General features: G+C 70.7%; 17 protein-coding genes. 6 read left to right on the top strand and 11 right to left on the bottom strand.

Going from position 1 to position 22,552, the window contains the following annotated elements; all coding sequences use genetic code 11:
• Nucleotides 1-3: 3 nt before the first annotated feature.
• Genes ACGFU7_RS17815 through ACGFU7_RS17790 form a run of 6 tightly spaced genes read left to right on the top strand, consistent with a single transcriptional unit; the run spans nucleotide 4 to nucleotide 8,231 of the window.
• Complete coding sequence (locus ACGFU7_RS17815; protein ID WP_393696817.1) at nucleotides 4-1,989, top strand: hypothetical protein; 1,986 nt, start codon at nucleotides 4-6, stop codon at nucleotides 1,987-1,989.
• A 2-nt stretch (nucleotides 1,990-1,991) separates the two neighbouring features.
• Complete coding sequence (locus tag ACGFU7_RS17810) at nucleotides 1,992-2,594, top strand: DUF624 domain-containing protein (protein WP_393696815.1); 603 nt, start codon at nucleotides 1,992-1,994, stop codon at nucleotides 2,592-2,594.
• The gene (locus ACGFU7_RS17805; RefSeq protein ID WP_393696813.1) at nucleotides 2,591-3,670 is read left to right on the top strand and encodes a DUF1565 domain-containing protein; all 1,080 of its coding nucleotides are present in this window, start codon (nucleotides 2,591-2,593) and stop codon (nucleotides 3,668-3,670) included. The genes ACGFU7_RS17810 and ACGFU7_RS17805 overlap by 4 nt, the downstream gene beginning before the upstream one ends.
• Nucleotides 3,667-4,818 carry an SGNH/GDSL hydrolase family protein gene (locus ACGFU7_RS17800; RefSeq protein ID WP_393696811.1) on the top strand — a complete coding sequence of 384 codons (1,152 nt, stop codon included), beginning with the start codon at nucleotides 3,667-3,669 and terminating at the stop codon, nucleotides 4,816-4,818. The genes ACGFU7_RS17805 and ACGFU7_RS17800 overlap by 4 nt, the downstream gene beginning before the upstream one ends.
• A gap of 10 nt (nucleotides 4,819-4,828) precedes the next feature.
• Complete coding sequence (locus ACGFU7_RS17795; protein ID WP_393696809.1) at nucleotides 4,829-7,252, top strand: polysaccharide lyase 8 family protein; 2,424 nt, start codon at nucleotides 4,829-4,831, stop codon at nucleotides 7,250-7,252.
• Nucleotides 7,253-7,256: 4 nt separating this feature from the next.
• Complete coding sequence (locus ACGFU7_RS17790) at nucleotides 7,257-8,231, top strand: acetylxylan esterase (protein ID WP_393696807.1); 975 nt, start codon at nucleotides 7,257-7,259, stop codon at nucleotides 8,229-8,231.
• A gap of 10 nt (nucleotides 8,232-8,241) precedes the next feature.
• Here ACGFU7_RS17790 and ACGFU7_RS17785 read toward each other — a convergent pair whose 3' ends face one another.
• From ACGFU7_RS17785 to ACGFU7_RS17735, 11 genes are all read right to left on the bottom strand, one after another.
• Nucleotides 8,242-9,786, bottom strand: a complete 1,545-nt coding sequence (locus tag ACGFU7_RS17785) for a phytoene desaturase family protein (protein WP_393696805.1) — start codon at nucleotides 9,784-9,786, stop codon at nucleotides 8,242-8,244.
• Between the two features lie 52 nt (nucleotides 9,787-9,838).
• Complete coding sequence (locus ACGFU7_RS17780; protein ID WP_393696803.1) at nucleotides 9,839-12,085, bottom strand: tetratricopeptide repeat protein; 2,247 nt, start codon at nucleotides 12,083-12,085, stop codon at nucleotides 9,839-9,841.
• Between the two features lie 27 nt (nucleotides 12,086-12,112).
• Nucleotides 12,113-13,000 carry an oxygenase MpaB family protein gene (locus ACGFU7_RS17775; RefSeq protein WP_393696802.1) on the bottom strand — a complete coding sequence of 296 codons (888 nt, stop codon included), beginning with the start codon at nucleotides 12,998-13,000 and terminating at the stop codon, nucleotides 12,113-12,115.
• An 802-nt stretch (nucleotides 13,001-13,802) separates the two neighbouring features.
• Nucleotides 13,803-15,083 carry a glucarate dehydratase family protein gene (locus ACGFU7_RS17770; protein ID WP_393697054.1) on the bottom strand — a complete coding sequence of 427 codons (1,281 nt, stop codon included), beginning with the start codon at nucleotides 15,081-15,083 and terminating at the stop codon, nucleotides 13,803-13,805.
• 35 nt (nucleotides 15,084-15,118) lie between these two features.
• Nucleotides 15,119-16,081: a 5-dehydro-4-deoxyglucarate dehydratase gene (locus ACGFU7_RS17765; RefSeq protein WP_393696800.1), complete on the bottom strand. Its 963-nt coding sequence runs from the start codon at nucleotides 16,079-16,081 to the stop codon at nucleotides 15,119-15,121.
• Between the two features lie 105 nt (nucleotides 16,082-16,186).
• Nucleotides 16,187-17,032 (bottom strand): NAD-dependent epimerase/dehydratase family protein, encoded by an 846-nt coding sequence (locus tag ACGFU7_RS17760; protein WP_393696798.1) that lies wholly within the window; start codon nucleotides 17,030-17,032, stop codon nucleotides 16,187-16,189.
• Nucleotides 17,033-17,324: 292 nt separating this feature from the next.
• Nucleotides 17,325-18,005: a GntR family transcriptional regulator gene (locus tag ACGFU7_RS17755; RefSeq protein ID WP_393696796.1), complete on the bottom strand. Its 681-nt coding sequence runs from the start codon at nucleotides 18,003-18,005 to the stop codon at nucleotides 17,325-17,327.
• Nucleotides 18,005-18,886, bottom strand: coding sequence for an amidohydrolase family protein (locus ACGFU7_RS17750; RefSeq protein WP_393696794.1), 882 nt, complete (start codon nucleotides 18,884-18,886; stop codon nucleotides 18,005-18,007). The genes ACGFU7_RS17755 and ACGFU7_RS17750 overlap by 1 nt, the downstream gene beginning before the upstream one ends.
• A complete protein-coding gene (locus tag ACGFU7_RS17745; RefSeq protein ID WP_393696792.1) occupies nucleotides 18,883-19,821 on the bottom strand; it encodes an aldo/keto reductase in 939 nt (312 codons plus the stop codon). Before ACGFU7_RS17745 ends, ACGFU7_RS17750 begins: the two co-directional genes overlap by 4 nt.
• Nucleotides 19,818-20,606: a ribonuclease activity regulator RraA gene (locus ACGFU7_RS17740; protein WP_393696790.1), complete on the bottom strand. Its 789-nt coding sequence runs from the start codon at nucleotides 20,604-20,606 to the stop codon at nucleotides 19,818-19,820. The genes ACGFU7_RS17745 and ACGFU7_RS17740 overlap by 4 nt, the downstream gene beginning before the upstream one ends.
• A gap of 1 nt (nucleotide 20,607) precedes the next feature.
• Nucleotides 20,608-22,551, bottom strand: a complete 1,944-nt coding sequence (locus ACGFU7_RS17735; protein ID WP_393696788.1) for a hypothetical protein — start codon at nucleotides 22,549-22,551, stop codon at nucleotides 20,608-20,610.
• Nucleotide 22,552 lies beyond the last annotated feature (1 nt).

The following is a 22,552-nucleotide window of genomic DNA, read 5'->3' as shown; positions in this document are numbered from 1 at the left end:
CCCTTGTTGCTCTCGGCGACCCCGCCGCCCGGCCCACGGCTGGCGCAGGAGGTGCGACTGTACGAGGAGGCCGCCCGCCACCGCGGGCTGACCCCGCCGCGTACCCACCCCCTCGCAAGCATCACCTGGCTGGGCCCGGCCGCCTCCAACCCTGCGCTGGCCTACCGGGTCGGCGGCGACCCTGCCCATCTGGCGGAGAGCCGGCGCTGGATCGAGGCCGCGGTGCGGCTGCCGCACTGGGGCAAGGCCCATATGCCGGACCACGATCTGGACGCCGGCTGGCTGCTGCACCATCTGTCTCTGGCGTACCGGTGGATAGGCGACGATCTGCCCGACGGGGTACGGGCGCTGCTGCGGTACAAGCTGCTGCTCCAGGGACGGCGGATGTATGAGTTCGCGGTCGCGAGCGAGGGCGGCTGGTGGTCGTCGTCGTACTGGCAGAACCACAACTGGATCTGTTACGCGGGTCTGGCGACGGCCGGTTATGTGCTGGGCAAGGAGGAGTGGACCGAGCGTGCCAAGGACAATCTCGGCACGGTCCTCGACCTGATGCCCGAGGACGGTTCGCACGCCGAGGGGGTCGTCTACTGGCGCTACGGCGTGCCCTTCCTCGCCATCCATCTGGATCTTCTCCAGGAGGCGGAGGGCATCGACTGGTGGGGGCGGGGCGGTTTCCTCTCCCGCACCTTCCGCTACCGGCTGCACCAGATGGCCCCCGGCTTCGCGTTCAACGTCGACCACGGCGACTGCCACGACCGGCGCAGCGGGCACAGTGCCGGTCTGTACTACCGTCTCGCGGCCCAGTACGGCATCCCGGAAGCGCAGTGGATGGGCGATCTCGCCTCGGGTGAACTGCTCTGGCAGGAGGCCGCGGAGAGCGGGGTGCGGCCGGGAATCCTTCCGGAGGCCTACCTCGAATACCTCTGGTACGACCCGTCCGTGGCCGGCGCCCGTCCCACCGAGACCAGGGCCTTCTTCCCGGATCTCGGTCTGCTCGCGGCCCGTACCGGATGGGACGACGACGCCACGCTCGTCTCGTTCAAGGCGAGCCCCGGCGGTGGCCACAAGGCGTGGGAGACGTCGGCGAAGTACCGGGCCGAGCGCGGCTGGGAGACCCTCAACCAGGGGCACCACCACCCCGATTCCGGCTCGTTCGTGCTGGTCTCGCAGGGTGCGTTCCTCGCGGTCGACGAGGGCTACAGCAACCGCAAGCGGGCCGCGCACCACAACCTGCTGCTGGTGGACGGACAGGGGTACGCGGACGAGGACCGGTACCACGTCTACAAGGACATCCCTTACGAGCGGCAGGCCCGGCAGCGTGATGTGCTCGTCGCCCCCGACTGCGGCTGGGCGCATTCCACGGCGGAGATCGCCGCGATGTACGACCCCGGGCTGGGGGTGCGGCGGCTGGACCGGACGCTGGTGTTCACCCCGTCGGGGCGGCTCGTACTGCTGGACCTCGCCGAGGCGGACACGGAGCGGGAGTGGACGTTCCTGCTCCAGACCGACCGGCCGACCGAGCCGCAGCCGGACGGCAGTCGGCTGATCCGGTCCGGGGCGGCCTCGGCGCTGGTGCGGCAGTTCGCGCCGCTCGACGCTCCGATCGTCTCCGAGGCCACCGAGGTCGAGGCCAATCCGACATCCAGCACGCCGGAGCTGCGCCTCACCCGCACGCTGCACACGCTGCGTGCGACGACCGCGCGGTCATCGAACGGTCTCTTCCTCACCGCGATCACCCCAGGCACCGCGTCCGTCTCCGCCGAGCGGGTCGTGTGCGTGGAGGGCGAGGGCGTCACCTTCGGCGAGGAGACCGTGCTCCTCTCCCCCGTCGCCCGTCGCATCCGTACCGCCACCGTCGCGGCCGATGCCGCGGCGGTGCTGCTCGGCGGCGACGGCTGCGCCCCATATGTAGTGGCGGCCACCCGGCTGGAACTGGACGGCCGCGTGCTGCTCGAAGTCCCGGAGCCGTACACAGGAAAGGTCGGCTGATCATGCAGGCAACCCTCTCGTCCGGCTGGCCGACGCTGCTGCGGCGGCTGGAGTTCGTGGCCTACCCGGCCGCTGCCGGGGCCGCGTTCGCCGTGCTGTCGCTCGGTGTCGTGACGTGGCTGCCCGCGCTCGCCGCAATGGGGCACGCCCTGCAGCGGTGGCGGGCGGAGGGTGACAGTCATTGCTTCACCAACGCGTTCAGCGCTTTCCCGCAGTACTGGAGGGCCCTGTGGCGCCACTCCCTGGCATCCACAGCGGCGGGGATCGTCCTGACCGCCAACATCGTCCATCTGCTGAGCCGTTCGGAGCCGTGGACGTTCGTGCTGCTCGCCGCGCAGGTGGGCATCGCGGCTGCGCTGGTCATTCATCATGTGGCGCTCGCGGCCGAGGCGGGCCGGTCGCCGCACGGGACGGTCCGCACCTGGTCGCGCGGTGCGCTGGTCCTCGGCTTCGGGTCCGCGGCCCGTGGCACCGCACTGCTCGGCGCGGTGATCTCCGCCGCGCTGCTCTCCCTCGTCGTACCGCTGGGCCCCCTGCTCCTCGGCCCCAGCATCCCCGTACTACTCGCTCTGTCCTTCGCAGACCCCAGGAGGCACACCCCATGAGCCATGTACTACGCACCACTCTCGTCGCCGCGCTTGCCGCCGGCGCCCCGCTCGCCTTCCCGCCGCCGTCCGTGGCCGCCGAAGCCGCCACCGCGTACTACGTATCGCCGTCCGGAAGCGACTCCAACGCCGGTACGTCGGCGAGCGCCCCGCTCGCCACGATCCAGAAGGCTGTCGACCTGGCGCCGACGGGCTCGGTGGTGAACCTCGCCGCCGGTACGTACAAGCAGGATGTCGTGACCAAGCGCGCCGGCGTCACCATCACCGGCCCGTCGAACGCCGTCGTGAAGGGGGCGGGTGACGCCCGGATCATTCAGGTGCAGCACGACTCGACGACGCTCAGCGGTTTCACCGTGGACGGGCTGCACGGATCGTCCACCGATGTATCGGGGTACCGCCTCAAGCTCATCTATGTCATGAGCACGACTGCGGGCAATGGTGTGGGTGGCCTGCGCATCACCGGGATGACTCTGAAGAACGCCGCCGACGAATGCCTGCGGGTGCGCTATCTGGTGACCGGCGCCGACATCTCCGGCAACACGATCACCAACTGCGGGGTCAACGACTTCAAGTTCGGTGGCGGCGGCAAGAACGGCGAGGGTATCTATCTCGGTACGGCCCCCGAGCAGCAAGGGGCGAACGGCGCCCCGGACGCGGCCCCCGACATCAGCAAGGACAACCGCATCCACCACAACACCATCGCCACCCAGGGCAATGAGTGCGTCGACGTGAAGGAGAACTCGACCAACAACTACGTCGAGTACAACGACTGCAGCGGCCAGAAGGACGCCGGCTCCGGTGGGCTGGACGCGCGCGGCAGCGGCAACATCTTCCGCTACAACACCATTCACGACAACGTCGGCGCGGGCATCCGGCTCGGCGGCGACACCGCGACCGACGGCATCAACACGAGCATCTACGGCAACACCATCACCGGGAACGCGGGCGGCGGCATCAAGTTCATGCGCACCCCGCAGGGTCCGGTGTGCACCAACACGATGAGCGGCAACACCGGTGGCGACGCGGTCGGCACCTACGGCAGCGAGTACACGCCGACCGGTGCGTGCCCCCAGTGAACGGGCGAGGACCCGCGAGACGTGGGGTACTGACGGCGGCGGCCGGTCTGGCGGCGGTCGCCGCGACGGCGCCGGGCGCGCAGGCCGCCGAGGCCGCGAGCAGTGGCGTGGGCCGGTCGCGCTGGACGGCTTCCTGGGCGACCGCGCAGACCGCGCCGACCGCCGCCGACGCGGTGGCGAGCGCAGGGCTGACCGACGGCACGTTCACGGCCACCGTACGGCTGTCGGCGGGCGGAACGGTCCGGCTGCGCTACGGGCACGCCTTCGGCACGGTCCCGGTCCTGATCGGCCCGGTGACGGCGGGCGGCCGGCCGGTGACGTTCGGCGGGCGACGGCAGGCGTGGATCGCCGCGGGCGCCTCGCTGACCAGTGACCCGGTCGCCGGTCTGCGTGCCGGCGAGGCGGCGCGGCTGACCGTGGAGACCCGGCTCCCCGGGCCCACCGGGCCGCTGTCCTTCCACCGCAACACCCATGCCTCGCACACCGTCGACGGCGTGCGCACCACATCGGTGTTCCTGCTGACGGGTGTCGAGGTGACGGGTGCGCACGGGCCGGTGATCGCGGTGCTCGGCGATTCCATAGCGGAGGGCGTCGGCACACCGGACGACGCCGATCTGCGCTGGCCCGACCAGCTGGCCAGGCGCCTTCCCGGTTCGGCCGTCGCCAATCTCGGCATCAGCGGCAACCGGGTGCTGCTGGACGACGCCCGGTTCGGGCCGGGCGGACAGGCACGCTTCGACCGCGATGTGCTGTCCCTTCCGGGGCTGCGGACCGTACTCGTCCATCTCGGCGTCAACGACCTCCAGCAGCCGCCGAGTCAGACCGATCCGGCGCGCGTCCTGGCCGGGTACCGGCAGCTGGTACTGCGCGCCCGTAGCGCCGGGCTGCGGGTGGTCGGCGCGACCGTCACCCCGTTCGAGGGCTGGACCCGCTGGACACCGGAGCTGGAAGCGGTACGGCAGCAGGTCAACGCGGCGGTACGGACCGGCCGGGTGTTCGACGCCGTAGCCGACTTCGACACGGCACTGCGCGACCCGGAACGCCCGTCGCGGATGCTGCCCGCGTACGACAGCGGCGACGGGCTGCATCCCAATTCCGCCGGTCATGCCGCGCTGGCCGCGGCCGTCGACCGCCGACACCTTCTGTGAGGGCCGCATCATGAACCCAGGCACCAACCCGGGCACCACCCGGCGCACCGTTCTCGCCGGGGCTGCGGCGCTCGGCGCAGCCGCCGCCCTGCCGCTCACGCTCACCGCGGCCACCGCGCACGCGGCGGCCGGGGACGCCGCCGTCGATGACGCCGCCGGCCTGCGCAGCCGCTGGCACACCCTGCTCACCGGCGGCCCCGGCCTCGACCTGACGGACCCGCAGATCGCCGCGGCCGTGGCCAGGATCGGCAAGGCCGCGACCACCTCGGCGAAGGGCCTCGACCCGACCCGTACCGACGGGCTGTTCCCCGATCTGACCAGCACCACGCTCTCCAACCACGTCACGACGTCGTTCAAACGCCTCGCCACGATCGCGACCGCGTGGGCGGTCCCCGGCACTCCTCAGTACGGAGACACCGCGCTGCGCGATCTGCTGCTCGCCGGCCTCGACTGGATGCTGACGAACCGCTACGGGCCCGGTCACACCCGGTTCGACAACGACTGGGACTGGGAGATCGGCTCCGCACTCGCCCTCAACGACGCGACCGTGCTGCTGTACGACGCGCTCGGGACGGAGCGGCTCGGCCGGATCACCACCGCCGTACGGCACTACACGCCCGACCCGAACCTCTGGCGGGCCGACCGGCAGATCGCGACCGGCGCCAACCGGGTGTGGATCTCCACCGTCGTCGCCGTCAACGCCGTGCTCAGCGACAACGGCGACGATCTGGCCCGGGTCCGTGACGCTCTTTCGGACGTCGAGGGTTCGGGCGCAAACAGTGTCCTCGCCTTCAACGACGTCAGTGCGGCGGCGCAGGGTACGGGCGAGGGCTTCTACTCGGACGGTTCGTTCCTCCAGCACTACAAGCACCCGTACAACGGGGGGTACGGCAAGGAGCTGCTGAACAATCTCTCCCGGCTGCTGAACCTCCTGGCCGGTACGGCGTGGAGGGTCACCGACCCCGATCTCGACAACGTCCTCAGCTGGGTCGACGACGGCTTCGATCCACTGCTGGCCCGTGGCGATGTGATGGCGTCGGTGTGCGGGCGCGAGATCGCCCGCCCCAGCAAGCAGGGCCATGTCTCGGCGCAGACGGTCATCGAGGCGGTCGTGCGGCTGATCCCGAGCTTCCCCGGCGAGGCGGCCGACCGGTTCACCGCCCTGGTCAAGCAGTGGATCGCCGAGGACACCTACCGGGACTTCCTGGCCGTGACCGACCTCGCCTCGCTCGTCGCCGCCCGGCAGGTCATCGCTTCCCCGGTCCCGGCGCGTGGCCCGCTGGTCGCGCACAAGCAGCACCCGCGGATGGACAAGGCGGCTCACCACCGGCCGTCCTTCGCCCTCGGTATCTCCGCGTACTCGTCCCGGATCTACAACTACGAGTCGATCCAGAACGAGAATCTGCACGCCTGGCACCTCTCCGACGGCATGGTCCTGCTCTACACCGACGACCTCGGGCACTACAGCGAGGACTACTGGCCGACCGTCGACCCGACCCGGCTGCCCGGCACCACCGTCATCGCCGGCCGGCCCGCGGACGCGGCGGGGCAGCGCACCACCAGCACCGCGGACTGGGCGGGTGGCACCGCCCTGCCGGGTACGACGCTCGGGGCGTACGGCATGGAGCTGCGCGCGTACGGAAGTTCGCTGCACGGGCTGAAGAGCTGGTTCTGTCTGGACGACGTGATCGCCTGCGTCGGCTCGGGCATCACCTCCGACGCGGGCACGGCCGAGACAGTCGTGGAGAACCGGAAGCTCCGCGACCCGAAGGCGGCCCTGCTCGTCAACGGCACGGCCGCGCCCACGGACGCCGGCTGGTCGGCAAAGCTCGACCATGTGCGGTGGCTGCATGTCGCCGGCACCGGCGGTTACATCTTCCCCGAACCCGCCACGCTCCACGGCCTGCGCGAGGACCGCACCGCGACCTGGCGCGAGATCAACCTCAAGTACGGCACGGACACCCCGGTCACCCGCCCGTATCTGACGCTGTGGCAGGACCACGGCACCGCGCCGAGCGGGGCGGGCTACTTCTGGCTGCAGGCCCCGGCGGCCTCCGCCGAGCGTACGAAGCAGTGGTCGTCCGCGCCTCCGGTGAAGCTGATCGCCCGCTCCACCGCCGTGCATGCGGTACGCCGCTGCGCGGACGGACTGGTCGCCGCGAACTTCTGGACCGCGGGCACCGTGCAGGACCTGGCCTCGGACGGTCCCGCCTCGGTGCTCGTACGACCGGACGGAAGGACGGTGAAGGTGTCGCTGTCCGACCCGACGCAGCTGCGGTCCTCGGTGGTCCTGGACCTGGCACAGCGCGGTCTGACCGTCGTCTCCGCCGATCCGGGAGTCAGCGCCGCACCCACCGGCAACGGCATCCGGATCACCGCCGACACCGCTGAACGCCACGGTGCAACCCTCAACCTCACCCTGAAGAGGAGCTAGACCCTTGCTGTTCGACATGGATCTGGACCGGCTGCGCGACTACCGGCCGGAGCCGGAGGAGCCGGCCGACTTCGACGCGTTCTGGGAGAAGACGCTCGCCGAGACGGCCCGCCACCCCCTGGAAGCCGAGTTCGTCCCGTACGACGCCGGGTTCGCGACCGTCGATGTGCTCGATGTGACGTTCCGCGGCTGGGGCGGGCAGCCCGTGAAGGCTTGGCTGATCCTGCCGAGGGTGCGCTCCGGGCCGCTGCCCGCCGTAGTGCAGTACATCGGCTACAACGGCGGCCGGGGCATTCCGTACTCCTGGCTGACCTGGAGCGCACTCGGGTACGCGCATCTGGTCATGGACAACCGGGGCCAGGGCGGCGGCGGCAAGAACACCGCGGACACCCCGGACATCGGTCCGGACGGGCACGGCTCGTCCTCCCCCGGCTTCCTGACCAGCGGCATCGAAGACCCGTACCGCCACTACTACCGGCGGCTGATCACGGATGCGGTGCGTGCGGTGGACGCGGCGAAGGCCCATGAGGCGGTGGACGCTTCGCGGGTGGCTGTGCTCGGGGGCAGCCAGGGCGGCGGGCTGGCCCTGGCCGTCGCCGGGCTGCGGGACGACATCGCGGCGACGGTCGCCGATGTGCCGTTCCTCTGCCACTACCGGCGTGCCTCGCAGATCACGGACGCCGGACCGTATGCGGAGATCGCCCGCTGGCTGTCCGGGCACCGCTTCCGGATCGACGAGGCGATGGAGACCCTGTCCTACTTCGACGGGGTCAACTTCGCGGCACGGGCAACCGCCCCGGCGTGGTTCTCGGTCGGTCTGATGGACAGGATCTGCCCGTCGTCCACGGTGTTCGCCGCGTATCACCGCTATGCGGGTCCGGCCGAGATCGAGGTGTTCACGTACAACGGGCACGAGGGCGGCGCGGAGTACGACCTGCCGCGCAAACGCGACGCGCTGCGCGGCGTGTTCGGTCGCTAGCGGAACAGGGTCACCGGCCCAGCGCCGCCATCGCGGCGTTGTGGCCGGGAACCCCGCTGACCCCGCCGCCGCGTACGGCGCCCGCCCCGCACAGCAGCACATTGGCGTGCGCCGTCTCCACCCCCCAACGGCCGGTGGATTCGGTGGCGTAGGGGAAGGCGAGGTCCCGGTGGAAGATGTGGCCGCCGGGCAGCCGCAGATCCTGTTCGAGATCGAGCGGTGTCTTCGCCTCGATGCACGGCTCGCCGTTCTCGTCGTGTGCCAGACAGTCGGTGATCGGCTCGTCCAGGTGTGCGTCGAGTTCGGCGAGTGTGGCCGTCAGGAGCTCGGCGCGCGTTGCCGCGTTGTCGGCGGCGAAGAGCCGGGCGGGGGTGTGCAGACCGAACAGGGTGAGGGTCTGGTAGCCGCGCGCGGCGAGGCCGGGGCCCAGGATCGACGGGTCGGTCAGCGAGTGGCAGTAGATCTCGGACGGCGGGGCGGTGGGCAGCCGGCCCGCCGCCGCGTCCCGGTAGGCATCGGCGAGCTGCCCGTACCCCTCGGCGATGTGGAACGTCCCGGCGAAGGCCTCGCGCGGGTCGACGGAGCGGTCGCGCAGCCGGGGCAGCCGGGTGAGCAGCATGTTCACCTTCAGCTGCGCGCCCTCGGCCGGGGTGGGCGGCTCGTCCCCGAGGAGGGCGGCGAGCGCCTGCGGCGAGGCGTTGACGAGGACCTTGCGGGCCGTGACGACGTGTTCCGCTTCGGGTGAGCGGACGGTGATCTCGGCCCTTGTTCCATCGGTTTCGATACGGGTCGCCTCGTGCCGTACGCGGATCTGTGCCCCGGCCTCGCGGGCGGCCCGGGCGAGGGCGTCGGTGAGCGCGCCCATGCCGCCCACCGGGACGTCCCAGTCGCCGGTGGAGCCGCCGATGATGTGGTAGAGGAAGCAGCGGTTCTGGAGCAGGGACGGGTCGTGCGCATCGGCGAAGGTGCCGATCAGGGCGTCGGTGAGAACGACTCCGCGTACGAGGTCGTCATGGAAGGTCTTCTCGACGGCGACACCGATGGGCTCCTCGAAGAGTGTCCGCCAGGCCTCCTTGTCACCGATCCGCTCGCGCAGTGCGTCCCGCGTCGGCAGAGGTTCGGTGAGTGTCGGGAAGGCCTGCTCGGCGACGCGTCGCGTCATTCCGTAGAAGCGCTGCCACGCCTCGTACTCCCGGTCCGAGCCGGTGAGCGCGGCGAAGGAGTCCCGGGTGCGGTCCCCGCCGACGAGCAGCCCGGTGGCGCGGCCGCCCCGCACGGTCGGGGTGTACGAGGAGACGGTCCGCTTGCGTACGGCGAAGTCCAGTCCGAGATCGCGGACGATCTTGTGCGGCAGCAGGGACACAAGGTACGAGTAGCGCGACAGGCGGGCGTCGACCCCGTCGAAGGGACGGGTCGAGACGGCCGCTCCCCCGGTGGTGGCGAGGCGTTCCAGAACCAGGACGGACTGTCCGGCGCGGGCGAGGTAGGCGGCGGCGACCAGACCGTTGTGGCCGCCGCCCACGATCACTGCGTCATAGCTGTCGGGTGCGGGCATGCCCCTTCGTAACACGGGACGTTCCCCCCTGACCAGAGGTGGTGGTGCCTGGTCAGTGCGGTGGCGCTCCCCGCCCGCGGCGCAGTGCCGCGACCCGGCGGTACAGCTCGACGGCCTCCGGTCCCCGGCCGAGCTGCTCCAGGCAGTGCGCCTCGTCGTTGCGGCCGGCGAGGGTCTCGGGGTGGTCGGCGCCCAGGACGCGTTCGCGGGCCTCGGCGACCTGGCGGTAAACAGTGAGGGCGTCGGCCCAGCGGCCGAGCCAGCCGAGGCCGACGGCGACCTCGCGGCGGCTGACGAGGGTGTCGGGGTGGTCGGGGCCCAGGACGCGTTCGCGGATCGCGCACACGTCGCGCGCCTCGGCGAGCGCTTCCTCCCAGCGGGCGAGGCGCCCCAGGTTGACCCCGCGGCCGTGGCGGGCGCGGAGCGTCTCGGGGTCGGCGGGGCCGCCCACCCTCGTCCGGTCGTCGACGAGCGCGCGGTACAGCTCCAGGGCCTCCGCGCTGCGGCCCAGGCGACCGAGGCTGATGCCGACCTCGTAGCGGGCGGACAGCGTGTCGGGATGGTCGGCACCGAGCGACCTCGACCGGGCCTGGGCGACGTCCCGGTAGGTGTGCAGGGCCTCCGTCCAGCGCCCCAGCCTGCCGAGCGTGTACGCCACTTCGTAGAGCGTGACCAGGGTGTCGGGGTGGTCGCCCCCGAGCAGGCGGGTGCGGGCCGACGCCACGTCCCTGGCCATCCGGTACGAGTCCTCCAGGCGGCCGAGCCTGCTGAGGTTGAAGGCGAGATTGTGGCGGCAGCGCAGGGTGTCGGGGTGGTCGGGGCCCATCGACCGCTCCCGGGAGGCGAGGACCGCCGCGTACACCTGATGGGCCTCGAAGTGCCGGCCGAGCTGGCCCATGACGTACGCCATCTCCTGACGGGCCGCGAGGGTCTCCGGGTGGTCGGGGCCCAGGGTGCGTTCGCGGCCCTGGGCCACGCGGCCGAACTCCCGCAGGGCGTCGGACGCGCGCCCGGTGCGGCTGAGGGTGAAGCCGACCTCGTACCGGCTGGAGAGCGTGTCGGTGTGGTCGGGGCCGAGTGCGTGCTCGCGTTCGGCGGCGACTGCACGGTGTACTTCGCCCGCCTCCTCCCAGTGGCCGAGCCGGCCCAGGTTGAGGCCCGCACTGTGCCGGTTGGCGAGGATGGAGAGCAGCTCCGGCGACGGGGTCGGCCGCTCGGCCCTGACCGGTGGCAGCTCTCCGGTGAGGTGCCGCATGTCGGTGCCGGTGGTCCACTCGCCGGTGAGGCCCGCGGAGTGGTCGGGCGGGGCGAGCCCGAGGTGGGCACCGGTCGCCTTGTGTCCGGTGGTCATGCCGCGGGTCCAGGCCGGCAGCTCCTGCCCCGGACGCACGACGGGAACAGGCGGCGCGAGCCGTACCTGTCCCGAGGGCTGGAGCTGCGGCTGCTCGCCGGTACGGCCGACGGCGATCCGCCGGCGCAGGTCGCCCGCGTCGACAGGCCGCCCCTCGGGGGTCTTGGCCAGCAGTTCCAGGACGACGCGGTCGAAGAACCCGGGGAGTTCGGCGCGGTGGGTGCGCAGTGGCTCGGGCTGGGTGTCGCGGTGTCCGACGAGGACGGCCCAGGCGTCGTCGAGGTCGAACGGCGGTGCTCCGGTGGCGATCTCGTACAGGACGCAGCCCAGTGAGTAGAGGTCGCTGCGGTGGTCGACATGGCCGCCGCTGATCTGCTCGGGCGACATGTAGTGCGGGGTGCCCATGGCGATGCCGGTACCGGTGAGGCGGGAGGTGAAGCCGATGTCGTGGCCGAGCCTGGCGATGCCGAAGTCGCAGATCTTCACCGTGCCGTCGCCCAGCCGCATGATGTTGGCGGGCTTGAGGTCGCGGTGCACGATGCCCTGCTGGTGCGTGTAGCCGAGGGCGTCGGCAACCTGTTCGGCGATGTCGACGATGTCGGGCACCGGCAGCGGATGCTGTTTGTTGTCCTCCAGCAGCTGGCTGAGGTTACGGCCGTCGAGGAGCTCCATCACCAGGTAGAGGACGCCCTCGTGCTCGCCGAAATCATGGACGACGGTGACGCCCCGGTGCTGGAGCGCGGCGGCGACGCGGGCCTCGCGGCGGAAGCGTTCGCGCAGGACACGGGTGAAGGACTGGTCGTGCTGGGGCCCCATCGGCTTGAGGCATTTGACGGCCACGTGGCGGCCGAGCGACTCGTCGCGGGCGCGCCACACCTCGCCCATGCCCCCGCGCCCGATCAGATCGAGCAGTCGGTACCGGCTCTGGATCAGCCTGGTGTCCGCCATCGCCTGCTGTCGCCCCCGTCGCTTCGCCTACTCCTGTGCCCTCCCCGGCCCGTCCAGTATGGCGGCCTGGCTGCGCAGTTTGTACGGGGTGGGGCGGCTGCCGGGACCGAGTCGGGCCATCGCGTTCAGAATGTGACCGGGCGGGAGTTGCCAGCGGAGCCGGGAGGGAATGCAGCGCAGAGCGGTTCCGGCGGTGCGCAGACGGCGGTCGACGGTGCGCACGGGCCCCACGGGTCTGCCGTACAGCTCATGGGCGTACGGGGGCAGTGACTGGTAGGCGAGTGCCGCGACGCGCCGCCACAGCAGTGCGCGTGCCGGTAGGAGCAGCGGATGAACGGGTGGACGGCGCAGGAAGTCGTCGACGTCCAACGCCTCGGGGGATGCGGCAAGTTGGGGCCGCACCCGTTCGAAATAGGCGGCGAGCTGTGCGGTGGTGGCCGGGACGTCGGCGGGGTCGAGACCGACGAGACGGGCGCTGTGGCGGTGCTCGTCGATGTAGCGGTCGGCCTGGGCGTCGGTGAGCGGGAAGCCGGAGCGGCGTTCGACCTGGAGGTAGGAGTCGACCTCGGCGCAGTGCACCCAGAGCAGCAGCCCGGGTTCGTCGACGCCGTACATCTCACCGGTCGCCGGGTCGGTGACCTTGAGGAGCCGGTGGATCCTGCGGACCCGGGCGCCCGCCTTCTCGGCCGCTTCGGTGGTGCCGTAGGTGATCGTTCCGACGAAGCCTGCCGTACGCATCAGCCGCCCCCAGGCGTCCTTGCGGAAGTCGGAGTTCTGCATGACACCGCGTACGGCGCGCGGGTGCAGCGCCTGGAGGTAGAGCGCACGCACTCCGGCGACCCACATCATCGGATCGCCATGCATCTGCCAGGTGACGGATTCGGGCCCGAAGAGCCCCGGGTCGGCGTCCACCATGTCGCTCGTACCTCCCGTCCGGCGGCGTACGTACGCAAAGCATGCGCCATGCGACGAAGACTCACAGCTGACACTCACCAACGTCCCCGACCTGCAGTGGTGCCAACCGGGTCAAGGCGCTCAAAGCTCATAATCAGGAACTTACTTGGCATATTGGTACACGATCGCTGCAGACATGACGATCACGTCAAAGGACACACACGGCCCTACAGGCAGCTATGCATTGCAATGAGAGCCGTCCGCCCCGCCCCTGAAGTGGTCACAGAACCGGACTGGCAGCCCAAGATCACCCCGAGATGCATCGCCACCACGTCCACCACTCGCTTTCACTGAGCGGTCAAGATGCGACACCACCCACTCCATCTGCACAGTCCCAGCTCACAGCCCTGCCCACCCCACAGAAAGGCTGGTCCTCGACAGCGAGGGAAGCGAGCACGGCGGGAGCTGATCACTGGTACCCCAGAGTCTCGTCCTTTGCCGCGTCGCTCACCCATGGGGCAGTGGCTGCGAACAGAGCGAGTGCGGGGGCCATGAGTTCTCCGTCGAAGACTCGGGAGCTGTCAACGGCATTGGCCCAGGTGTTTCATCGGTGCACGGCTGTCGGGCAGCCGCGCTTGGGAGGATGCGCGGGTTCGGATGCCGCCTCGCTGTGTCCGCATCGGGGACGTGAGGGCCAGACGCGGCCACTCCCGTCCCCGAACCTCCGTGTGTCGACACGAGCTGTCACGGCTCATGCGTGGTCACCGACTCCGAGCGAGTCGTGGAGAGTAGGCGTGCCCCGAGAGGCTGACCGGATCCCCGGTCACCACCGCGGCTTCGTCGGGTTGAAGTCCGGGTGGAACCGGCGCATGTAACCCGTGTCGTCGCGTCCGGTGATGCCCTGCCGAAGGTAGTTCTCATGCAGCCGGGCAAGCGCGTCCCGGTCCAGCCGCACGCCGAGCCCCGGCGACATCGGCACGGGTACGGCGCCGTCGACGAAGGTCAGCGGGTGCTCCACCACGTCGACACCCAGCTGCCACGGCGTGTGGGTGTCGGCGGCGTAGGACAGCTGCGGCAGCGCCGCGCCGAGGTGGGTCATCGCGGCAAGGCTGATGCCGAGATGGCTGTTGGAGTGCATCGACAGGCCAAGGCCCCAGGTCTCGCAGATGCCCGCCAGGCGCACGGACTGCCGCAGTCCGCCCCAGTAGTGGTGATCGGACAGGATGACCTGAACGGAGCCGCGATCGACGGCCTCGGGAATGTGGTCGAAGGAGACCACGCACATGTTGGTGGCCAGCGGCATCCCGGCGGTCTCGGCGATGGCGGCCATGCCGGCCAGGCCCTCGGTGGGATCTTCGAGATATTCCAGCAGGCCCTGAGTCTCGGCGGCGACCCGGCGGGAGGTCTCGACGCTCCACGCGGCGTTGGGATCGATGCGCAGCGGCAGCGTGGGGAACTCCTCGCGCAGCGCGCGAATGGCGTCGAGTTCCTCGTCGGGAGCGAAGACACCGCCCTTCAGCTTGATCGACTGGAAGCCGTACATCTGCACCATCGTCCGGGCCTGCGCCACGATCCCGTCAGGGTCGAGCGCAGCGCCGTAGGGGTCCGGGGCATCGCCGGGATGCTGCGCCCACTTGTAGAACAGGTACGCCGAGAAGGGCACGGCGTCGCGTACCCGGCCGCCGAGGAGATCGTGGACCGGCCGGCCGATCGCCTGGCCCTGCGCGTCGAGGCAGGCGACCTCGAATGCGGAGAAGACCCGCAGCGCCGCCTTCTCCGGGCCCATGCCGCCGGCCGGACCGAGTTTCTCCGCGGGCGCGTCAGCGGTGCCGAGCAGCGCATCCACCACGGACTTGATGTATTCGGTCCGGAACGGGTCCAGCCCGATCAGCAGCGGTGCCACCGTACGCAGCACCGCCAGGTGCGTGGCGTCGCCGTAGGTCTCGCCGAGCCCGATGAGCCCGTCCCCGCAGTCGACTTCGATGATCGCGCGCAATGCCCACGGCTCGTGGCAGCCCACGGCGTTGAGCAACGGCGGATCAGGGAATGCGATGGGCGTGATGCGGATGTCGGTGATCGTGGCGTGCCCTGACGGGCTCTGCAGCTCCACGTGGTCCTCCCTCGTACCGGAACCAGTCGTCATGCCCGGGACTCCTCCAGTCGATGGAGTGCCGTGCGTCCGCGGTCCACGATGGCCGCGAGTTGCGCGACGTGTTCCGGTGTGGCCTCCACCAGCGGCGGCCGGACGGGGCCGACGGCCAGTCCGGCCAGCTGCGCACCGGCCTTGACCAGCGAAACGGCGTAGCCGGGCACACGGTCGCGCAGCGCGGCGAACGGCAGGTAGAACTCGGTCAGCAGCGTTCGCTGTGCCTCCTCGTCGTCGTCGCGCACAGCCCGGTGGAATGCGGTGGCGATGTCGGGGGCAAAGCAGTGCACCGCCGAGGAGTAGCTCTCCACGCCGATCGCTGCGTAAGCTCGTGCGCTGAGCTCTGCGGTCGGCAGGCCGTTGAGGAATCCGAACTCGGCGGCGCGGGGGTGTCCGCTGGTACGTACGGCGGTGACCAGGCGGAGCATCGCGTCGACGTCGCCGCAGCCGTCCTTGATGCCCGCGACGGTCGGGATGTCGAGCAGTTCCACCGCGGCTGCCGGATCGAGGACCGCGTTGGCCCGCTGGTAGACGGTGATCGGCAGCGGTGTGGCCTCGGCGACGTAGCGAATATGGCGCACCAGCCCCTGCGGGGTGGACGTCAGCAGATAGGGCGGCAGCAACAGCAGTCCGTCGGCGCCGCATTCCTGCGCGGCCAGCGCGAACTCCCGCGCGACCCGCGGGCCTCCGCCCGCCCCGGCGAACACCCGTATGCGTCCGGCGGCCTGCTTCACCGCGGTGGACACGACCTGCCGGTACTCGTCGAGCCCGAGCGCGGGGAACTCGCCGGTGCCGCACGCCACGAACAGCCCGCTGGGTCCGGCGGCGATCTGTGCCTCGACGTGGGTGGCGAAGACGTCCAGGTCGACCTCGTCGGCGTCGTCGAAGGGAGTCAGAGGGAAGGAGAGCAGTCCCGAGAGCCGCGTTGTTCGTTCATCGCATTTCACGGTATTCATGGATAAATCTCCACTTCAAGGGTTGCCTCGGCCGAGCCGGTGCTCGGCCGACTGTTACGAACGGATAGCTGTTATGAACGGATGGCTGTCACGAACGGACGGCTGTCACCAGGTCCGCCCCAGGGGGAGGGCGCACCAGGCGCCCCCGAGCCGGGCTGCGGTCGGGTCGGCGGGGTCCGGCACGCCGCACCCGTCGGTCACCTCGGGCGCGAACTGCTCGGCGTCGTCGAGCGGGTGGTAGCCGATCGCCTCACCTTCGGCCAGGCTCAGCCGGCCCCGGGTGTTGCGGCTGACTCCCCAGACGATCCGGTAGCCGGGTTCGCGGCAGCTCAGGCAGGCTTCGACGAGGCGGTGCCCGTCGGCCGGTGACAGCCAGGTGGACAGCCCGCGCATCCCGTTCGGCATCGGGAACCAGCTTCCGATACGCAGACAGATGATGTCCATGCCGAAGCGGTCGTGGTACAGGCGCCCGGCGGACTCGATCGCGGCCTTGCTCCAGCCGTAGAGCGTGTCCGGGCGGGCCGGTGCGTCCGCGGCGACCGGAGTGCCGTCGTACTGGTGGAAGCCGACGGTATGTGTCGAGGAGGCGAGGACGACCCGGGGCACACCGGCCAGCCGGGCCGCCTCCAGGAGGTTCAGTGTGCCGCGCACGTTGCGGTCCAGTACGTCGTCCAGGGTGGACTCGACGCTCTGGCCGCCGAGATGGACAATCGCGCTGACGCCCCGGCATGCCTCCAGCAGCGCCTCGGCGTCGGTGAGGGAGGTGATCACGGTCTCCTCCGCTCCGCTCCCTTCGATGGCGGGCGGCGTGGTGATGTCGAGAAGCCGCAGCGTGCGGCCCTCCCGTGCCGCCAGCGGCCGCAGTTGCGTGCCGACCCTGCCCGCGGCGCCCGTGAGCAGGATCCGGGTGGTGTCGACGGAGCCGGTGGTGCGCGCGCCTTGCCGGGTCATGCGGAACCTCCGATGTCGTTCGATGCGTAACTGAGCGGCGTCCATGGCCGGCAGTGGCCCGACTTCCCGGTCACGCCCCAGCGCCGCGGCGGCGACCGCGGTGACCGAGCCGAAGGCGGGCCACCTCAGTCGGCTCTGGGAGGGGGCCGTACAGGTAGCCACCGGCGAACGCGTTGCCCGCGCCCACCGGTTCGACGTACGCCGATAGCGACCCGTACCGTCCACCGCGGACATTTGGTGAATACGGTCGTGGTACGTATCGCGCCCGCTTACCGCGTGCAGCCGGATGGTCCTATTCGTCGCGCTGTGACGGCTTGGCCCGGCCGGTCGCGTGGCGACGGAAGGCCTCTGCGGCGTCGTCTTCCCGGCCGTTGACGAGTATGTCGAGCAGGCGCGCGTGTTCGTCGACCAGCTTGTCGCGGCTGCCGGTGTAGAACGGGTTGGAGACCACGCGCAGCGTCCAGAGACTGGGCTCCATCACCTCCCACAACCGCGGCAGCAGGTGGTTGCCGCTGGCCTGGCAGACGAGGCGGTGGAAAGCCATGTCGCTGTCGCGGAAGCTGCTCGGGTCGTCGTGCAGGGCCGCCCGTCGCATGTCGTCGATCACCGAGTTCAGCTGGTCGACGTAGCCCTCGGCGCGGCGCTGGGCGGCGGCTCGGGCGGCGAACTCCTCCAGCAGACCGCGCAGTTCTCGTGCCTGTTCAGCTTGCTCGATCGAGATATTGGCGACCCGGCTGCCCAGCCGCGGCACGTGAGTGACCAGGCTTTCGTGCACCAGCCGTTTGACGGCCTCGCGCACCGGGGCCTGGCTGATGCCCAGGCGTTTGGCGATGTCGGATTCGACGATCCGCTGATCCGGTGCCATCTCGCCGCTCAGGATGGCCGAGCGCAGCAGCCGGTAGACGCGGTCGGACAGCAGCCCGCCGGACGTCATGCCCCTGTTCTGTTCTAGCAGATCGTTCAGACCAGTCATCAGTGCTCCCTTTGCCGGATCATTGTCATCCTGTCGCCGGCGGACGGGTCCGCCAGATCAAGTCGGTATGCCCTGATGGCCGTTCCACCCCGGACCGCGGCGGCTTCGTCAGCGGTCAGCCCGTCCAGCACCCGGGCCGTGGCTCCGGCCACGGCCTCGTACGGCGACCACTGTGTGCTGACCGGCCAGTCGGACCCGAACATCAGCCGGCGTGGCCCGAACACGTCGAGCAGCACCCGCGCCACGGCGTCCAGGCGCACTCCGCCCGGTTCGGCGGTGGCCTTTCCGAGTCCGGACAACTTGCACACCACGTTGGGCAGTCGGCCCAGTGGCGTCAGCTGCGCGGCCCATTCGCTGAGGCCTTCGCGCCGCACGTCGACGGCCGAGATGGCGGCGTGGTCGACGACGAACCGCACCTGCGGCAGGTCCCTGGCCGCTGCGTATGCCTCACGCAGAGTCCCGTGCCCCAGCAGCAGGTCCATGGCCAGGCCCCGCTCGCCGAGAGCCGCGAGTGAGCGCCGCACCTGGGGCAGCCCGAGGCGGGCGCCCTCGCCTGCCCCGACCGGGTCACGGACCCCGACCAGCGCCGAACCCCCGTCCTCCGCGCGGAGTGCGTCGATCGTGTCCACGGCGGCCGGATCGGCGAGATCGGCGTGGACGACGACGCCGGCGAGCCGTGGGGACCGCGCGGCCAGGCCCAGCAGCCAACGGGCCTCGTCCACGGTCCGCCCGGCCTGCACGACAACAGCCGTCACCGACCCGGAGGCCGCGGTGAGGTCGTCGAGAAGGAAGGGGCGATGCAGTTCGCCCGCGGACCGCAGCCACGCGTGGTCGTGCAGGTCGGGGTCCCACAGGTGGACGTGTGCGTCGATGACGGTCACGGCGTCGGCACCTCCTGCGGGAGCAGTCCCGCTTCGCGCAGCTCCGCCCACAGGTCGGCGGGGACGGTGGTCTGCGCCATGGCGAGGTTCTCCCACACTTCATCGGCCGTCCTGGCTCCGACGACCAGAGCGGACACGGCAGGATGCCCCCAGGCGAACCGCAGGGCCGCCGCCTTCATCGGCACCCCGTGACGGGCACAGATCTCCGAGATGGCCAGCGCGGTGGCAACCTGTTGCGGCTCGGCTGTCCGGTAGTCGTACCTCGCGCCGGGTCGCGGATCGGCCAGCAGGCCGGAGTTGTACACCCCGCCCAGGATGACCCCGACACCGCGGGCCTCGCACTCAGGCAGCAGGCCCGTCAGAGCTTCCTGGTCGAGCAGAGTGTACCGGCCGGCCAGCAGCACGCAGTCCACGTCGACTTGCGCGACGATCCGCTCCAGCATGCCGCTCTGGTTCATGCCCGCGCCCACCGCCGACACCACGCCCTGCTCCCGCAGGTCGACCAGGGCGCGGAAGGCCCCCGCGAGGGCCTCCTGCTCATGGTGGTCGGGGTCGTGCACGTGCGCGATGTCCACCCGGTCCAGGCCGAGCCGGGTCAGGCTCTGCTCCAGGCACCGCATGGTGCCGTCATAGGAGAAGTCCGGCTCGGCCCCGTCGTCGGTGAGGAGGTATCCGACCTTGGTCGCGACGACGACCTCAGACCTGGGTACCCCGGCCAGTACCTGGCCGAGGCGCTGTTCGGACACGCCGTTGCCGTACCGGGGGGCGGTGTCGAACAGGCGCGTCCCACCCGCCAGCGCGGCACGCACCGTGCCGGTGGCTTCCTCCTCCGGAACCGGCTCGTACAGGTTGCCCAGGGGCGCGCAGCCCAGGCCGAGCCTGCCGACCGTGAGACCGGTGCGGCCCAGCACACCCGGGCCCGAGACATGGTTCATCGCTGGGACGACCGCTGCTGGTCGCGCCACTGTTCGTACTCCGCGCGCGACTCCGACGTCAGCGGGTAGTAGTTGCCGAGCCGGGCGCCCTGGTCGAGACGCATCCGGCTGAACACCTCCCACTCCTGGTGGTCCTGGGCCGTGGCGACCACCTCCGGCGCGGTCGCCCGGGGGACGACGACGGCGCCGTCATCGTCGGCGACCACGATGTCGCCGGGCAGGCACAGCACTCCGCCGGCGGCAACCGGCACGTCGTACGCCCAGGGGAACAGCTCCGACTGGGAGGCGTAGTGCGGGGTGGTGCCGGTGCACCAGATCGGCACGCCGAGCTCACGGACCCGCGGAGCGTCCCGGATCCGGCCGTCGACGACGATACCGGCGCCGCCCTTGCGCTTGAAGTAGCGGACGAGCATGTCGCCGACGCAGCCGCTGAACGCCGACCCGTACGCCTGGATGACGAGGACGTCACCGGGCTGTACCGCCTCCAGGACCGCCCACAGGGCGGTTTGGCGTTCGACGGCCTCCTGGGCCAGGCCGCTGGCTATGTCCTCGCGCTGCGGCATGAACTGGAGCGTCAACGCCGAACCGGCGATCTTCTGCCCGGTCGTGAGGGGCTGCGGCCCCTCCATCCACGTGCGCCTGATGCCCATGCCGTGCAGCTTCGCGCACGCGGTGGCACTGCTCACCTGGCCCATCTGGTCCACCAGCTCCGCATCGGCACGCTGGTATGTGTCGCCGCGCACCGGAAGGGGAAACACCCGCTGGGCATGCTCATCGTTCGTCATTCTACTTCTCCTGGTATCGGTCGAACGTGGGGTGGCTCGGGGTGAACTGACGGCGTCTCACCTGCATGGTCAGGTCGAGCCGGGTCCCTGGCGGCAGGATCACCAGCAGGTGATTGTCGTGCACGTCGATGTGCCGGGTACTGGTCGTGAACTCGTCGGCCCGGTAGGCGCGGTTCGGGCCGGGGTAGCCGCTGTCGAGTCGATCCACCACGACATGGTCGATGCCGTCCTCGGCGAACGCGCCGGCCTGCACGGCCACACGCCGCTCACACGTATTGCTCAGGTTGACCAACTGGACGCCGACTCGGGCCTCGTCGAGGCTCTCGACGAGGGCGGCGACGTCGGCCGGCAGGCCGGGACGGCCGCGGTCGGCGTCCCAGTAGCGCACCCGTGCCTGCTGGAGCCCCCCGTTGTAGGGGGTGGCGGGAGCGCCGGTGGTCAGCTGCACCAGAATCTCTGTCCCCACGGGATTGAGCCGCTGCCACCAGTGGATGTCATCGGTGCGGGCGGTTGTCGCATCCTCGCGGACGAGTGCCATCCTGCGGGCGACCTGCCCCAGCGCCATGCCGAGGGCTCGGGCCGGGTAGTCGGGGTTGCGACCGTCGAGGTAGGCGAGCCACGGCGCCTCGTGTCCGGCCTCCTCCTTGTCGCGGAAGGCGTGCACGGTGGTCCAGTCGTAGCCGCATTCGCGCTCCACGCGGTCAAGCCGCTGCCGGTCCTGCGGGTCGCCGGAGCACCACCAGATCCAGGCCGGGAAGGCGATCTGCAGCGGCTGGTGGTCGAACCAGCCGTGCAAGCCGTACCGGTAGGGCACCAGTTGCAGGTCGCTGTCGGCATCGGGCCCGAGGCGCTGGAGCCAGGTCGTGGCCATGCTGGAGTCACCGTCACGAACCGGCCCGCGCGTCGCCTCTTCCAGCACCCGGTCCAGTGGGGCGCGGGCCAGGTCGAACCACGCGTTGTCGCCGGTGACCAGAGCGGCGTTCATGGCAGCGACGACCGCGACCGCGCCGACGCTGTGCAGACCGTGAGGCCAGGTCCAGCCGTACGGGCCGCCGTACCAGCGGCCGTCGTGCAGCTCACCGACCTCCCCGGAGGGCCCCACGTTGTCGGGGATGACGCCGCCCGCGGCGGCGGCCCGGTCCCGCCAGGCCTGCACGTAGTCGACGAGCCAGTCGCGGTACCGGTCCTCGCCCGTGTACAGCCACGCGTTGGCGATCAGCGAGGTGGAAGCGAGGTTCACGGCGACGTCGCCGTCGCCGAGCCGCCGGTTCATCGCCTCGCCCATACGCCGCGCGTTGACGGGGTCGGCCAGGTCGTCCCAGGTGTTGATGCCGGGCAGATCCTCCAGGGGCAGGCCGTACGCTTTCATGTTGGTCAGTTCCGCGCCGAACCCCTGCGCCCATGCGTCATCCACGCCCCGGCGCGGCCCGCCGGCCCCGGTGTGCGGAGCCCGGATGATCCGCTGCGAGCCGTCGACGTTGCCGACGGGCGAGGTGGGCAGGTAGAGGTCGGCGAAGCGCAGCGCCCGCCGGCGGAACGTGTCGTCGGACGGGTCGGCCGCGCAGATCCCGTAGAACATCAGCAGCGACTCGCCCTGGTGGAACCAGTCGTACCCGCGCTCGTACTCGTCGACCAGGAACCCGGCGTCGGAAAGCTGCCGAGTGATCCCGTTCCAGTGCTTCTTGCTGGCGTCGAGGAGGTCATCCGCCCCGCCGAGCATGTACAGCATCGGCCAGTTGAAGAACGGTTCGTAGAAGTCGTCCGCCCCGTCACGGCCTTTCAGTTCCCCGTCGAAGCGCAGCCCGCCGTCGGGGTGGCAGTACCGGTCCTCGAAGACCCGCCATGCCTCGTCCAGCACCGAGAACAACTGCCGTTGCAGTACGGCCCAGGCCGGCGGTTCGCAGGCCGGCACGGACGCCGTCACGCTCACCATGTGCTTGCCCACG

This window comes from Streptomyces sp. NPDC048473 (assembly GCF_043200155.1).
Lineage (GTDB): Bacteria > Actinomycetota > Actinomycetes > Streptomycetales > Streptomycetaceae > Streptomyces.
Note: the sequence above shows the minus strand (reverse complement) of the source record. Positions and strands in the feature narration are given on the sequence as shown.

Coding starts and splice junctions, on each gene's coding strand:
- ACGFU7_RS17810 (WP_393696815.1), top strand. CDS start 1,992: ATGCAGGCAACCCTCTCGTCCGGCTGGCCGACGCTGCTGCGGCGGCTG.
- ACGFU7_RS17805 (WP_393696813.1), top strand. CDS start 2,591: ATGAGCCATGTACTACGCACCACTCTCGTCGCCGCGCTTGCCGCCGGC.
- ACGFU7_RS17795 (WP_393696809.1), top strand. CDS start 4,829: ATGAACCCAGGCACCAACCCGGGCACCACCCGGCGCACCGTTCTCGCC.
- ACGFU7_RS17785 (WP_393696805.1), bottom strand. CDS start 9,786: ATGCCCGCACCCGACAGCTATGACGCAGTGATCGTGGGCGGCGGCCAC.
- ACGFU7_RS17780 (WP_393696803.1), bottom strand. CDS start 12,085: ATGGCGGACACCAGGCTGATCCAGAGCCGGTACCGACTGCTCGATCTG.
- ACGFU7_RS17775 (WP_393696802.1), bottom strand. CDS start 13,000: ATGGTGGACGCCGACCCGGGGCTCTTCGGGCCCGAATCCGTCACCTGG.
- ACGFU7_RS17765 (WP_393696800.1), bottom strand. CDS start 16,081: ATGAATACCGTGAAATGCGATGAACGAACAACGCGGCTCTCGGGACTG.
- ACGFU7_RS17760 (WP_393696798.1), bottom strand. CDS start 17,032: ATGACCCGGCAAGGCGCGCGCACCACCGGCTCCGTCGACACCACCCGG.
- ACGFU7_RS17755 (WP_393696796.1), bottom strand. CDS start 18,005: ATGACTGGTCTGAACGATCTGCTAGAACAGAACAGGGGCATGACGTCC.
- ACGFU7_RS17745 (WP_393696792.1), bottom strand. CDS start 19,821: ATGAACCATGTCTCGGGCCCGGGTGTGCTGGGCCGCACCGGTCTCACG.
- ACGFU7_RS17740 (WP_393696790.1), bottom strand. CDS start 20,606: ATGACGAACGATGAGCATGCCCAGCGGGTGTTTCCCCTTCCGGTGCGC.